The following is a 14,507-nucleotide window of genomic DNA, read 5'->3' as shown; positions in this document are numbered from 1 at the left end:
CGGAAGAGCCAGAAGGGCAAAGCATTACGCCCCCCGACAATACAGCCCTTATAGAAGCCATTGAGACAAGCGTCGAAACAATAAAATCAGACGATTCTCACCCAGAAACATCTATTAGAACATTACACGAACAGTTTCTCTGCATGAAAGAAATAACTGCAAAAGCGGAAGAAGTTGTGTCCAACTTTGAACAGCATGGAATTAGCGATTTTCTTGATATGAGTGCTAAAGACGGCCTGGACAAAGTTTCCAGCACTTTTACTAAGCTATATAACAAAATCCTCAATATCACAGACTCTATAAAAAAAGATGGTCATGAAAAACAAGACCACCTATCTCTTTCTGAGGCAGAGCTGGAAAACATCAAAGCTGCTGGAATATTGATAAATATATTAGCCGAAACAGAAGAAATTTTTTCAGCGGCGGATACCTTATTGGCGCCAAGCACAGATTTTGTTTCTGAGCGAGAAGAACATAAAGAACAAACTTTGGATGATTACCAACGTAGAGCTGAAAAACTAGATGAAAAGTTAAATGCTTCTTTAACTAGTTTTTCAGATTCTACCACTGACACAGATGAAGAAGGCGAAGATCTTGCGCCTGTGGCTGAGACTGTGCCTGAGCCGGAACTTGAGCCTGGGCCGGAGCCAATACCAACGCCAAAGCCCGCGGTTGAGCCAAAGCCAACGCCTGAGCCTGTGGTTAAGCCTGAGCCTGCGCCGGAACCTGAGCCTGATCCGGAGCCCGCTCTGGAGCCAGCACTGGAACCCGAACCTGAACCTGTGGTTGAGTCTGAGCCTGCGCCGGAACCTGAGCCTGTGGTTGAGCCTGAGCCTGCGCCGGAACCTGAGCCTGCGGTTGAGCCTGCGCCGGAACCTGAGTCTGATCCGGAGCCCGCACAGGAGCCAGAGCCAACACCAACGCCAACGCCAAAGCCCGCGGTTGAGCCTAAATCTGAGCCTGAAGCTGAAGCTCCTTCCCCAACAGAAACAAAAATTGAGTCTTCCGCCACCGACACAGACGATACAAGAACAAGCGGTCAGCTTTTCCAACCCGAAGAAGAGGCGAAACTAAAAGAACAACACGATCAACTATATAGTGAACTGGTTGGATTAGAAATGAATCCTACTCATACAATCGAAACACAACAAAGGATTCAAGAACTTAGAAAAAGCACTACTGAATTATTTCAACGGCGTCGAAGCCCTACAACGCCTGCAAAAGATTCTGACAAATCCAAAGAAATTGCAGAGCAGCCACAACCGCCAGATACAGGAAGGCGTTCTGTTGTTGAGATAAGAACAGATTATGATCATAAACTAGGGTCTGCCACACAGCGGCAACCTTCAGCTCCAGAACAACCAGGACCTACAAGTCGGGCAAGAGTTACTGAATTATCAAAACAATTTGGAGGCGACAAGATCAAGCGATCAGAACCAAAAGCTAAACATGCGTCTAAAACCACATCAGCGCCTGCGCCTGCGCCTGCACCTGAAGTTGATTATCATGAAAGAATGGATGAAATAAACGAACAAATAAAAGCGCTTGAAGACGAAAAAAAAGGAATAGAAAAAAAATTAACACCCAAAACAACAAGACTAAAACCAAACCCCGCTCTTGCTCCTGGTGAATCGCCTTTTGGTGCGGCCGCTTCAAGAAAAGCTAAACAGGCCCTTGATCAGTCCCTTAAAATAACCGAAGGAACACGAAAAACTTCTACAAAAAAAACATCTAAGAAACCATCTAAGGATGATTTGCAAAAACGGCACGGTAAAATAAGAACTCAATTAATTGAATTGAGAAGATTAAAAGATCAATTAGAAGAAGAAAGAAGAAAAACAATACAAAGATCAAAACCATCAGAAACTACTAAACGAACACCAGCGGAGCCGTTATCTGAGAAAGAACAAACAGATTGTGGAAATATACTAGCCAATAGAACTCGTCTCCTAAAAAAAGATATCGCTCTTCTTAAACTCTATCAGCCAATCCTAGAAAAAAAACTCAGTGGCGCAATCGGGAAAAAACATCCTTTGGAAAAAGATCTTGATAATTTGCAAAAAGAAAGAACAGCGTTAGGAAGAAGAATAGAAGGATTAGAAAAGGCGAATACAAGAGCAAAAACGGCAGTAACTGACCAAGAAAAGCAAGAGGAGCAAAACAGAAAGGGCCTGATTTCTGAGAAAAAAACTGCTTTAAGAAATTTAAAGACAACAATACAACGGAAGGAATTAGATATTAAAAGCGCCCAAAAGGACATTAAAGATGCGCGTAAAAAGTTACATAAATGCGATGATTTAATACAACGCGGAGGACAACGAGGAAATATATAATAACGATAACATTTATTTATCTTTCATCAGCGCCGCGAAGTTGTGCTGATGAGATATAAGAAACTTTTCTGCCTCCACTACCACGCTACCTGATGGCTATGTGAATTTCACCATCGAAAACGATGGCGATGAAAAATAATTTTCACTGCACTTTTTCTTGTCATCTTACTCCTTTATTGCTATACCTAGATTGATATCAAAGAAAAATTGTTAAAAGGAGCCTCCATATGGGCGAATTAAGACCAAGATCAAGACGTACGCCTATAATTCCACAACAAACACTAAAATCAGAACCAATTCTTCATGAGATCGGATATATAACTCTTACAGGCGGAAAAAGACTCAAAGTCGACTTTACCAAGGGCGGCAAAGCAATCACAGACGAAAAACTCTCGAATTACAGTAAAACCGAATGGGAAAAAGTCGCAAAAAAAATGAAACTCACGCTTGAAAAAATGGGTATTATCGATGAAAACGGCAAATTCCTTGGTGAAGAGGTTAATATAACAGAAACACTAATAGAACACCGCCAAGGCCGAATTTTGTCTATATTTGAGTCTGAATCTGAGCCTACACCAGTTCCTACAACAACCGCCGCACCTGTTCCTGCTGAAACGGCATCTCTGGCGATGTCAAAAGTAAGAGATGGAGTCACTAAGACTCTACGCTTAGAAAAAGAAAAAGGCGTCGCAGCATTAGAAGAAAAAATTACACATGAACTTGAAGTCGCGGAAGCTCTAGACTTAGAAGAAAAAATGTTAGCGTTAGAAGAAAAAATTGCACATGAACTTAAAGTCGCGGGAGCTATAAACTTAGAAGAAAAAACGTTAGCCTTAGAAGAAGACAAGTCTGTGGTTAAATCTACCACTGCTCCTAAGCCTGAAATTATACCATTAAAAAAGCAGGGAAAAGGCGAAATAGACAAGATCCCTTCTTTTGATGATCTTCAGCTTGATCTTGAGCTTGAGCTATCTGATATATCTGGTGATGATCTAGATGAGGTGGATATATATGATGATGATGATCCAGCACATCTCAATAACCTCACGGAATTCAAGGATCAGACATCTGTTTTTGTGCGTAAAAGCAAAGAATTCATAGTTTTAGCTGAAGGAAGCGAAGAAAAAATCGCAGCAAAAAAAGAATTATTTACGCTTTACGAATCGTTGGAGAACTCTTTGGAAGATTCCATAGGATCAATAGATTGGAGCCTGATAAAAAGTCCCCTCCCTCTTAAACGTGAAAAAAGAAAAGCTGTATTAGTAGGCTTGCTCGAAAAAATAAACGGCGTTCATAAACAGATAACCGACAATCTCAAGGCTAAACCTATACTTAAATCTACCCCTAAGCCTGTGGCTAAACCTGAGCCTAGGCCTGAAATTACGCCAACACCTACAAAGGCACCTCTGGCGATGCCAAAAGTAAGAGATAAAGTCACGGAAGCTCTACGCTTAAAAGAAAAAATCGTAGACTTAGAAGGAAAAATTGCACATGCAAACCGAGAAAAGAAGAGCTTAGGAATGGATATAACGAAGGCAAAAGCACAAGTAAAACGCTTATCATCGTTCTCTAACAAAAAAGCAACAGCAAAAAGAATGGGCTTCAAAAATAGTATAAAAACAATGAGTGAAGAGCTTCACCTCTTAACAGAAGAAATCAAAAAAAACACCGTTCTTCTGAATTTGAATAAAGAACAATTAGACTCTCTATCACAATATGCGCCTAAAACTAAACAAGCGCCTGCCAATCTCACCCGACCAGCAAAAAAAGCCGATAGCTTATCCCAAAAAAAACTCGTGGGACACAAAAGAACAAGGCTCCCAAGACAACGCTGACAACACAATAATAACAAAAGCGCTGATCTATGATCTATGATCTATGATCTATGATCTATGATCTATGATCTATGATCTATGATCTATGATCTATGATCTATGATCTATGATCTATGATCAATGAAACAGAAATATGGGGGCTGTTAAATCTAATCTGTTTTTGGTTAGGGGTTGCCGAGGAGTAGTTTTTCGTAGGCGATCTTTACCAGCGTCAGGGCTACGCACGACAGGTATAGGGTATATACGTAGACGCTTAGCGAAGGCGTTGCTATTGCTACTACTGCGGTGGCTAGTGTTGCCAAGCTGATAGCGTGGATGGCCAATGCTATGGTGTGACAGCCTATTTTGCATTTAAGACGATTCTTTACTTTGCCGATGACGTCTTCTTGTGCTTCTTCTGTGGCTCCGTTGATCGGATCTTGAAGGTCAATGAGGCTAAAACGTTTGTACCATAAAGGATCTTTTTCTTTGAGCCTGTCTAGTGGTTTTGCATCACTGAGGCTTTTAGATAGCTTGCAACATTTTCTCATGCCGATGATGTCCCAGGCGGCGCCACCTATTAGGGAGATAGTGCCTGTTATGAGGGTAAACGGTTTTGTCCAGGCAATAGATGTTTTTGTGACTAAACCAAAGTCGCCGGCAATCTCGGCGAAGCTGGCGGAATATTTAAATATCTTTGCCCCTGTTTCGGCGATCTTTATCTTGGTGTCACGGACGCCTTCGTGGTAGAAGAGTTTTGCCGCATCAAGGTCTTTGCGGAGGCCTAGGAATTCCAAAAATGTGAGCGGACCCATGGTGGCAGTCTCACCGTATTTGGCGACCCTTGCTGCCATTGCTATGCTTGTTGCTGTCATAATATTCTCCTTCGGCCTACATACGTAAGTTTCAAATAATTAGTTGCATATGATAGCATATTCCCCTTAAAAAGTCAAGAAATCGCTATATTTCTTAGCAATTCCCGCTATTATTATTTTTTGTGGAAGCAAAAACATTGTCCTTCCCCGATAGGGTGGTGTTATGGTACTATTTCGCCTAGTTTATAATACAGGATATTTTACCTATGGCACACGAATCTTTACCTAAAGCTTACGACCCTCATAAAACCGAAGATAAATGGTCACGTTTCTGGGAAGAGGGCGATTTCTTCGCTGTCGACCCATCTTCTGAAAAGGAGCCGTATTGTATCGTCATTCCACCGCCTAATGTCACGGGAACGTTGCATATGGGGCATGCATTGACGAACACCTTGCAGGACGTCCTTATCAGGTGGAAGCGTATGAGTGGTTTCGAGGCATTATGGGTCCCTGGCACCGACCATGCAGGCATTGCCACGCAGACGGTCGTAGAGCGTCATCTTATGAACACCGAGGGTCGTCGTCGCAAGGAATATCCTCGCGAGGAGTTTCTTAATCACATCTGGGAGTGGAAGGACAGCAATGAGAACAGGATCATCAACCAGCTTAAACGTCTGGGGTGTTCGTGCGACTGGTCACGTCAGCGTTTTACTATGGACGATGGCTGCAATGCTTCTGTCCGTGCTGTCTTCAAGAGGCTTTACGACGAAGGTCTTATTTATCGTGGCGACTATCTTGTCAACTGGGACCCTGTAACACAGACTGCTCTTGCTGACGACGAGGTCGAAGATGAAGAGAAGGCGTCGTCTTTATGGTATTTCAAGTATCCTTTTGCCGACGGTTCTGGCCATGCTGTCGTCGCTACTACGCGTCCTGAGACGATGCTCGGCGACACTGCTGTTGCGGTATCGCCTAGTGACGAGCGTTATGCTCATCTTATCGGCGAGAACGTCATATTACCTCTTGTTGACAGGCCCATACCTATCATTGGCGACCATCGTGTCGACCCCGAGTTCGGCACTGGCATGGTTAAGACGACGCCTTCTCACGACCCTAACGACTACCTTATGGGTCTTGAGCACGACCTTGAGTTCATCAACATCATGACCCCTGACGGCCATATCAACAAGAATGGCGGGAAGTTCAAGGGCATGTCTATGGAAGAAGCTCGCGGTGCTGTCGTCGCGGCGATGAAAGACCTTGGCCTTCTAGAGAAGATCGAGCCTCACACCCATAGGGTGGGGATATCGTATAGGTCTAAGGCTGTCATCGAGCCGTATATGTCTAAGCAGTGGTTTATCAAGATGGAAGGCTTCGCAAAAACCCTGAAAACCGCCGTCGAAGAGGATCATGTATCGCTGATCCCCGAGACGTGGAAGAACACATATTTCCATTGGGTCGACAACCTCAGGGACTGGTGCATCAGCCGGCAGCTGTGGTGGGGACATAGGATACCGATATGGTATCATGTCGACGACCCCGAGACGATAATATGCTACGACGGCGAAGGTTTACCTCCTGAAGTCGAAGAATCTCCTGACGAGTGGCGACAAGATGAAGACGTCCTTGACACCTGGTTTTCTTCGGCATTCTGGCCTTTCAGCGCTCTCGGCTGGCCTGAAAAGACCCCTGAAGTCGAGAAATTCTATCCCAACGACATCCTTATCACTGGTCACGACATCTTATTCTTCTGGGTGGCGCGCATGATAGCTATGGGGAAATATGCTCTTGGAGAGTTCCCCTTCGGCAAGGTATTCCTCCATGGGCTTATCTATGGAAAGTCGTATTGGCGTAAGGGCGACAAAGGTGCGATACAGTACGTCTCTAATGAAGAACGTATAGCTTACGACTCCGGAGAGTCCCCTATCCCTGCTGATGTAGAGCACAAATGGGAGAAGATGTCGAAGTCCAAAGGCAACATCATCGATCCTTTAGAGCTTATAGAGCTATATGGCACCGACGCGATACGTATGACGTTGTGTGCTACGCCGTCACAGCTCCGCGAGATAGACCTCGACATCAGGAAGTTCGAGGAATACAAGAACTTCGCCAACAAGGTATGGAACGGCGCACGTTTTATCTTTATGCACCTCGACGGAAACGCCGACGAAGGACTTTCTCCCCTGTCTTCTGAAGCTTTCGCTTCGGGTCTCGACATGGAGATCCTTTCTCTCGAAGACAGATGGATGCTTTCGACGCTGAACCGTGTCGTCGGAGCTGTCAATGGACACCTAGACAACCTCGCCTTCGACCATGCTGCCATAGCGGCATACGATTTCTTCTGGAAGGAGTTCTGCGCATACTACCTCGAGATCGTGAAGCCTGTGCTATACGGCAAAGAAGGGTCTTCTTCCGACCGTGAAAACAAGCAAAAAATCCTGGCAATAGTGCTGTGTACGGCGATACGGCTGTTGCATCCTATCACGCCTTTCATCACCGAAGAGCTGTTTATGCTTATGAAAAAGCGTCTGGGCGTTAATATTGGCGACGCTGCTATCGACGTCTACACAAAAGAGGCTTTGGAAGCCCTCTACGCCAAAGCATGCGTCGTGGCGCCATATCCCTCCATCATCGACGAAAAAGCTATAGACGCCACCGTCGACGAAGCCTTCGCGGCGATAAAAAAGGTGGTATATACCATAAGAAATATCCGTGGCGAGATGAAGTTGCCGCCTGGGACAAAAACCGACGTCTTCATCGTCGGCGCCGACGGTGATCCTTTGTTCTCGATAATCCGCGACCATAAGAGCCTCGTCACCGCTCTAGTGCCAGTAAAGACGCTAGAGATATGCTCAGAAACCCCAGAGATCCCCTTCACAAGCACTGGAATCGTCGATACCATGACCGTCGTGATACCTATGCCCGAAGAGCTTCGTGATGCCGAGAAAAAACGCCTGGAAAAAGAAAAGATCCGCGTGGAAAAAAGCCTCGAAAGAACACGTCAGCAGCTTGCGAATACAAGCTTTATAGAGCGTGCACCAAAAGAACTCGTCGAAAAACAACGCGACAACGCCAAAGCCCTCGAAGCCGAATATTCCGAGATAACCGAGAAATTGAAAAGCCTATAAAAAAAGCGAATAACGTATAGAAATCACCTATCCGCTATCCGCTATAACTATCCGCTATTTTTGGCGTACACGCTTTTTATGCGCTTTTTGTGTGCTGTTTTGTAGGTTTAGGTTCTAATGCATGAGTAGCGGGAGGTAGCAATTGAATCCAAAGCTAGTTGTTTCACGCTTATTTCTTTTGCATCTTCACGCTTTTGTTTAATGCTCAACATTTTTCCTGCTTCTACTAATCTACGTATATATTCATTACATCCAACGATTTTTTTTGTATCTCTAGTACATCTACTTACGGGAGCAAGATATTTACATTTTAAAAGTATCAATATTACACCGACAGTAGATGTAACTAACCCAAGGAATATTATTGTTCCTGGTATTATTGCCGCTATCGCTGGCATCGCTGCTGCTGCTGTCGCCGGCAACAACTTAAGTAACATATCATTTGCAAGATAAGGTTTTATAACTTTCAGTCCTAACACTAAAAGTCCAATAATATTAACTATAAATGATACTGTTTTATGCTTTCGCTTTCTATTAAGATGCAGGCGTGTATTTTCAACGAGGATATGGGCCGAGACACACTCTTCATCAGTTGAGTTTACACAAAACAAATTAATAATTTCTTGGACTGCTCTACATTTATCTGGCGCGACATCCTTTGCTTCTAGTTCTTTTTCTGACATAGTTGCTATTGTCATCAATTCCTTTGCTTTTTTAATGACATCAAATTTTTTCTCACCATCTTCAACAGAACCATTCCTTTTAAGAATTTCCTTTATTCCGTTAAAATTTTCCGGTTTTTCGTAGAATGAAGCTAGTAGTGAATTAGCTGCTTTGTAATAACTTTTCGGGACGCCGGCTCTCTTCATGTCGGTTTCCGACATGTTTTCTATTATGAGCAACGCTTTTATTATTCCATTAATAGAAGGATGATCTATACCTTCAGTGATTTGAATATCATCACCAAGCACTTTTTCTATTTCAGAAAACAACGAATCCGTTTTTGAGATGTCTCTTCCTTTTTTATATCTCCCTGCGCACCCTAAAAGAGAAACAACGGTCTGTTCTATCAGACTTATCTTACGCCCTGTAAGAATAGCAGACATTGAATATACACTACCCGCTACTGCTGAAGAGCCGTCTACAGTCTCGAGAAATGCATCAAAAACCATCTTTATCGCTTCCTTTTTAGGAATTGCCTCTGCTTTAAATTTCAGACCGTCTTCTAAAGGTGTATTCTTTGCCTCACTAGGGCATTTGTTTGGGTTATCAAAGATAACACTAGAGATTGTTATTATATTATTAACAACATCTAAAAAGGCAAGTGCGCCTAAAGGAAAACACAGTGAACGGAAACCACTACTAATAACCTTCATCTTTTCACTCAACGAAGATAATTCAGGCAACGAGCTTTCTACGAAATCTTCTACAGCGTCACAATTTATTGATATACTAAAAAGCAGCTTTGAGGCTTTCGAAACGCCTTTAAAAACATCAGAAGTCTTAAGATTTTTAAGAGATTCGCCAATTTTCGGCGGGCTTGACCGTTCAGTTGTTACAGTCGAAACGTTTGTTAGTTGTCTATAGCTCATAGTAAAACCCTTAAGTTGTTATTTTCGCTTTTAGTATAACATTTATTTCTTTAAAAGTCATTAACTTTTTATTAATCTTTTATTAAAAACGCATTTTACACCGATAATACTATAAATAATTATTTTAGTAACCGCTTTTTATAAAAATATTGAACATTTATTCATAATATGGTATTAATTACTCTTTACATTTTTTTTATTAAAACAAGAGGTTAACTTATGCCAAGAATAGGAACATCGCCAGCACCAGTAGATGCTTCAACTTCAACCTATGACCCTGCTCATGCTCCTGAGCCTGTCGCTCCTGCAGCATCAGACCACAGTGAATCAGGCGAAAAAATCGTAAGAGTAGCTTTTGCTCGGTTGAAAGCTCTTGAAATGAAAGAAGCTGAATTAAAGAAATTAAAGGAATTAATCGCTCTAAAAGAAGAATTACAAGCACTTTCTGATGAGAGGCGAGGATATTCATTGCGTTCAACCCCTAGTAGCTTTGATGATTCCCTATAATGACATAATCCGCGATTGCAGTGGTTTCTGCTAACCGCCTGTAACCCATGATTCTTTTTTTGCCTTCCTGGTGATGAATTATTCCCATTGTATTTTGATGGCAGAGGCGTTACTATAGCGTCATAAGTTGGGAGATAAAGGCAATGCAGTCGTTACATTCTATTATTTTTGATGATGGCGGTTTTTTTAACCGTGATGACTATGATGATGTAGTTATTTCCGAGCTTTCCTGCCATGGCCTTCTTCCTGAGATTTCGTACGGATATCGTATTATTCCCCCTTTCAGGCGCATTTTGTCGAAGATTTTAAAGGTAGTGCTTTTCCCTTGGGGTTTATGGTCGTTATTACATACCATGCTTGGGAAGTTCTCGTTAGGTATAATTTCGTTATTGCCTGCTTCCAAGCCTTCGCTTTTGGGATGTTGCCGTGGTTATGCCGATATGATCCGCGAAAACATCGACACTTCCGGCGAATGGAAGTTCAAGAGGCTGTCTGTCGGTGTCAAAGACCGTGTTATTGATGTTCTTATTGTGTGTCGTCCTTCGACGCTTTGCAATGGCCGCTGGTTGTTACGTTCTAATGGCAACACCGAGTTTTATGAAGAGCGCGCTGCTTCTTCTAACACCCTTAATTTCCTTGAGCTTCTTGATACCAACGCCGTTTTTTTCAATTATCCCGGTGTCGGCGCGAGTTCCGGCTTACCGAATCGCAATGCTATGGTCGACGCATATCGTGCTCTGCTGGCGATGTTGGAAGATCATGAAGGCCTCGGTGCTACTGAGATCCTCGGCCATGGTTTTTCTATGGGCGGCGGCATCCAGGGTGATGCTTTGAGGGGGTATCGCCTAAAAGAAGGCATCCGCTATTGCTTTATCAAAGACAGGACATATTCGGAGGTCAGCAAAGCAGTTTCTGGTCTTGCCATCAGCATTTTCTCTGTCATCGCGAAGGTTTTGGGGTGGAACATCAAGCCATTTTCATCGTCGGTGTCATTGTCGTGTCCGGAGATAATAATCCAGACTGCCGACGTCCATGACTATTGTGACATCGCTGGTGCTCCTGAGCGTATTATTGACGACGGCACGATATCAGCGACGGCGACGTTGGCGTATGCTCTTCTTACTACTGGGGAGAAATATGCTAACAAATACTTCCTTGGCGTCCCTGAAGACCACAACACTCCCCTTAAAGACCTTGGATTTATTGCTACGCTGATAAAAGATATGATCATTGATCATTGATTCCGTGCTATACTTTATACGAGAGTGGATACAGCTCTCCTTGCATGCTGACCAGATATCTTATTTCTTCGTCTATTTGTTTCAACTTTGTATCTAGGCGCTGTTCCGTCACCTGATCCCTACGGCTCTGAATACCTTTCGCTCTCAATTCTTTTATTCTTTTTTTGTGCGCTTTTTCCGATTCCTGAAGTTCTTCTATTTTCTGTGGTATCTCGTATTTTCCGTACACATGCTGTTCAAAGATGTCATAGTGCTTGATATCTTTGTGTATCCGCCTGACGCGTGCTGGGTTTATAGGGTCTCTCAATGCTGTCTTACGATAGATAAGCGTTGCAATTGCGGCGAGGGCGAGGAATATAGCGAATCCTCCTTTAATAACTACTGTTGCTGTTGGTCCTAGCACCAACGGTGAAACGACAATACCTAATATTACTAATCCTACTGCACCAACTATCGCAGAAGTGACTCTGAAATTCTTCTTGGCGCCTAGTCTCGTTCTCAAATTTTCAATTAGAATAGTAGCCTTAAAATATCCCAGCTCCCTTTCGCCAATATTTGTGCTGTCCAACGACTCAAGAATTTTAGGGACCCCACCTTCACCATCTTCTAAATATTCTATGAATCGCCTTGACATTCCGCGGTGTTTGAGCTCTCGTGGGTTAGCTTCATGTATTTCTTTAAAATGTTCTAGCAGCTTTTTAATCTTTTTTCTATTGTAGCCTTCGTCGAATGTTTTATATTTTGCAGTGACGCCGAGGATTCCATCTATCTCTTTACGGAATTTTGCATTCTTATAATAGCCCTTAACCTCATATCCCCATCCCAAGATGGCCAAACCAAGGCCTATATATCCTAATACTGTCGATGTTGTCACCATCGCAGTAGATAATAGTACCGTTGGCTTCGCGGTTTCTATCGCCAATGGAACTTCTTTTATAATATCTACAACTATGTCTGCGATACCCATTGTCACAAGGGACAGCGATGTCGCATCTCCGGCAAGCTCCACAACATAATCTACGGTATAATCGAGCAGGTCTCTTTTTATCTTTTTAAGGGCTTCTTCATACTGTTTAAGGGCTTCTTTATACTCTGTAGAGTCTTCTTCGAGGGACAGTGCTTTGAAGTCTTTTTCTAGCTTATCGATTTTTTTCTCAGTTTTTCTTCTTTGAACGCGCAGCTCCTTTACAAAACTTTTGAATGTTTGGCCAAATCTTTTCTTAACGTCGTTAAAAAGAAGCGGGTTGATAATGCGTAGGCCTTGACCCGTTTTTCCTATTACTTTTATAGTATGCTCTTCTGTAGCGGTTGCTGCTGCTGCTGCTGCTATTAACTTCTTTGCAGATTTTTTTTCAAAGAGTTTTGGTATGCCACGAAAAATTTTTGCTACACTCTTAATGCATGTCCACATTGCTTCTTTTTTATCTTCTGATGCTTCTTTTTTATTTTTTTCCGTAATTTCTTCTTTAAGCTTGGAGACTTTGTAGAGCCCTTTATTGTGACGGGTCCGTACAACCAACACTCCTTCTTGTGTTTTTTGTCGCGGCTTTTGAACAGAAACCTTTCCTTTTCCTGCTGGACCAACACGATCATTCATATTTCTTTCTCCTATTTATACCCGTGATTGCGGCCTATCTTTCCTTTAGCGCCATAGAGTTAGACAAGATGGCTCAGTGCACGACAGTCAGCGACGGCGACATTGGCGCATGCTCTTCTTACTACTGGGGAGAAATATGCTAACAAATACTTCCTTGGCGTCCCTGAAGACCACAACATTCCCCTTAAAGACCTTGGCTTTATTGCTACGCTGATAAAAGATATGATCACTGATCATTGATTCCGTGCTATACTTTATACGAGAGTGGATACAGCTCTCCTTTCATGTTGACCAGATATCTTATTTCTTCGTCTATTTGTTTCAACTTTGTATCTAGGCGCTGTTCCGTCACCTGATCCCTACGGCTCTGAATACCTTTCGTTCTCAATTCTTTTATTCTTTTTTTGTGTGTTTTTTCCGATTCCTGAAGTTCTTCTATTTTCTGTGGTATCTCGTATTGTCCGTATACATGCTGTTCAAAGACGTCATAGTGCTTAATATCTTCGTGTATCCACCTGACGCGCGCTGGGTTTATAGGGTCTCTCAATGCTGTCATACGATATATTATGGTAGCCAAGCCGGCAAGCCCAAAACATATAAAGAATGTACCGAAAAAAACAGGGTTGGCTGGTATAAATGTAGTACTTGCGAGCGCTATTCCCAGTATCATCATCGATATTCCGCTAATAGCGGCAGCGGTTAATCTAAAGTGCCTTTGCACCCCAAGTCGTTTTCTTAAATTGTCGACGATAATACTAGCTTTAAAACATGCCACTTCACTTTCAGCGATGTTTGTGCTTTCCATCTCTTCAACAATTTTAGGGACCTTCTTATCTCCTTTTTTCAGGCACTTTATATAGCGATCTGTAATCCCACAATGTTTTAGTTCGCGAGGATTTTTTTCATGGATATCGCTAAGCGCTTTTAGAAGGTCTTTAACCTTGTCTCTGTCATATCCTTCGCCTACTTTATGTTCTTTAGTAACGCCAAGGATACCATCAATCTTCTTGCGCATTTTATCGTTTTTCCACACCCCAACCGCTTCAGAGCCTATACCTATCACGCTCATTATCAGTGCAGACCACCCTAGGAACGGTATTAGCCCATTTAGAAAAGGAGCAATGTGTTTTAGTCCGCCACTTATTACATTAAAAAAGGGAAGGTCATCGAGGAAAAGAAAATTTACTACTTGACGCTTCGTAACGCCGTCGACAGACAGCTCGGCAAGAGCGCGCAAAATAAAAAGCACTGACGATGTGTTTTCGGTGATGTTAATTGAATAGTTAATGATATAGTCTCGAAAAGCATCTTTTATATCTTTTTCTTCCTTTTTATACTCTTTCGATTTAGGATCCAGCGAACTAGCCTTCAGCGCTTCTAGTAAATCTCTAGTTTTTTTTATTTGCTTTTTCACATCTCCTTTGAAAGCTTTGTTAGTGCTGAAAAAGTCCTTGAGGACCTCTCGAAAAAATAAAATGTT

General features: G+C 42.7%; 10 protein-coding genes. 6 read left to right on the top strand and 4 right to left on the bottom strand.

Annotated elements, in window-relative coordinates; all coding sequences use genetic code 11:
- Nucleotides 1-2,333: hypothetical protein (locus tag HN980_02905; protein MBT6928428.1), on the top strand; the 2,333-nt coding region annotated here is incomplete at its 5' end.
- A gap of 227 nt (nucleotides 2,334-2,560) precedes the next feature.
- Nucleotides 2,561-4,168, top strand: coding sequence for a hypothetical protein (locus tag HN980_02900; GenBank protein ID MBT6928427.1), 1,608 nt, complete (start codon nucleotides 2,561-2,563; stop codon nucleotides 4,166-4,168).
- A 164-nt stretch (nucleotides 4,169-4,332) separates the two neighbouring features.
- On the opposite strand, the gene HN980_02895 is transcribed toward HN980_02900, so the two are convergent.
- Nucleotides 4,333-5,022: a hypothetical protein gene (locus tag HN980_02895; GenBank protein ID MBT6928426.1), complete on the bottom strand. Its 690-nt coding sequence runs from the start codon at nucleotides 5,020-5,022 to the stop codon at nucleotides 4,333-4,335.
- 206 nt (nucleotides 5,023-5,228) lie between these two features.
- Here HN980_02895 and HN980_02890 point away from each other — a divergent pair, with 206 nt between their 5' ends.
- Nucleotides 5,229-8,090, top strand: coding sequence for a valine--tRNA ligase (locus HN980_02890; protein MBT6928425.1), 2,862 nt, complete (start codon nucleotides 5,229-5,231; stop codon nucleotides 8,088-8,090).
- Nucleotides 8,091-8,197: 107 nt separating this feature from the next.
- Here the strand turns inward: HN980_02890 and HN980_02885 are convergent, their stop codons facing one another.
- On the bottom strand, nucleotides 8,198-9,682 hold the full coding sequence (locus tag HN980_02885) for a hypothetical protein (GenBank protein MBT6928424.1): 1,485 nt from the start codon (nucleotides 9,680-9,682) through the stop codon (nucleotides 8,198-8,200).
- Between the two features lie 219 nt (nucleotides 9,683-9,901).
- On the opposite strand from HN980_02885, the gene HN980_02880 reads away from it, so the two are divergent.
- Both HN980_02880 and HN980_02875 read left to right on the top strand, forming a co-directional pair.
- Nucleotides 9,902-10,189: a hypothetical protein gene (locus HN980_02880; GenBank protein ID MBT6928423.1), complete on the top strand. Its 288-nt coding sequence runs from the start codon at nucleotides 9,902-9,904 to the stop codon at nucleotides 10,187-10,189.
- 143 nt (nucleotides 10,190-10,332) lie between these two features.
- A complete protein-coding gene (locus HN980_02875; protein ID MBT6928422.1) occupies nucleotides 10,333-11,430 on the top strand; it encodes a hypothetical protein in 1,098 nt (365 codons plus the stop codon).
- Nucleotides 11,431-11,437: 7 nt separating this feature from the next.
- On the opposite strand, the gene HN980_02870 is transcribed toward HN980_02875, so the two are convergent.
- Entirely contained in the window at nucleotides 11,438-13,027 is a 1,590-nt protein-coding gene (locus HN980_02870) for a hypothetical protein (GenBank protein ID MBT6928421.1), read from the bottom strand.
- A gap of 102 nt (nucleotides 13,028-13,129) precedes the next feature.
- On the opposite strand from HN980_02870, the gene HN980_02865 reads away from it, so the two are divergent.
- Nucleotides 13,130-13,267, top strand: a complete 138-nt coding sequence (locus HN980_02865; GenBank protein MBT6928420.1) for a hypothetical protein — start codon at nucleotides 13,130-13,132, stop codon at nucleotides 13,265-13,267.
- 7 nt (nucleotides 13,268-13,274) lie between these two features.
- Here HN980_02865 and HN980_02860 read toward each other — a convergent pair whose 3' ends face one another.
- Nucleotides 13,275-14,441, bottom strand: a complete 1,167-nt coding sequence (locus HN980_02860) for a hypothetical protein (GenBank protein MBT6928419.1) — start codon at nucleotides 14,439-14,441, stop codon at nucleotides 13,275-13,277.
- Nucleotides 14,442-14,507 lie beyond the last annotated feature (66 nt).

It is taken from the genome of Waddliaceae bacterium, assembly GCA_018694295.1.
Lineage (GTDB): Bacteria > Chlamydiota > Chlamydiia > Chlamydiales > JABHNK01 > JABHNK01.
The sequence above is the reverse complement of the archived record's forward strand: the minus strand, read 5'-3'. Positions and strand labels throughout refer to the sequence as shown.

Excerpts from the sequence above, each read along its gene's own strand:
- HN980_02900 (MBT6928427.1), top strand. The coding sequence starts at position 2,561 with ATGGGCGAATTAAGACCAAGATCAAGACGTACGCCTATAATTCCACAA.
- HN980_02895 (MBT6928426.1), bottom strand. The coding sequence starts at position 5,022 with ATGACAGCAACAAGCATAGCAATGGCAGCAAGGGTCGCCAAATACGGT.
- HN980_02890 (MBT6928425.1), top strand. The coding sequence starts at position 5,229 with ATGGCACACGAATCTTTACCTAAAGCTTACGACCCTCATAAAACCGAA.
- HN980_02885 (MBT6928424.1), bottom strand. The coding sequence starts at position 9,682 with ATGAGCTATAGACAACTAACAAACGTTTCGACTGTAACAACTGAACGG.
- HN980_02880 (MBT6928423.1), top strand. The coding sequence starts at position 9,902 with ATGCCAAGAATAGGAACATCGCCAGCACCAGTAGATGCTTCAACTTCA.
- HN980_02875 (MBT6928422.1), top strand. The coding sequence starts at position 10,333 with ATGCAGTCGTTACATTCTATTATTTTTGATGATGGCGGTTTTTTTAAC.
- HN980_02870 (MBT6928421.1), bottom strand. The coding sequence starts at position 13,027 with ATGAATGATCGTGTTGGTCCAGCAGGAAAAGGAAAGGTTTCTGTTCAA.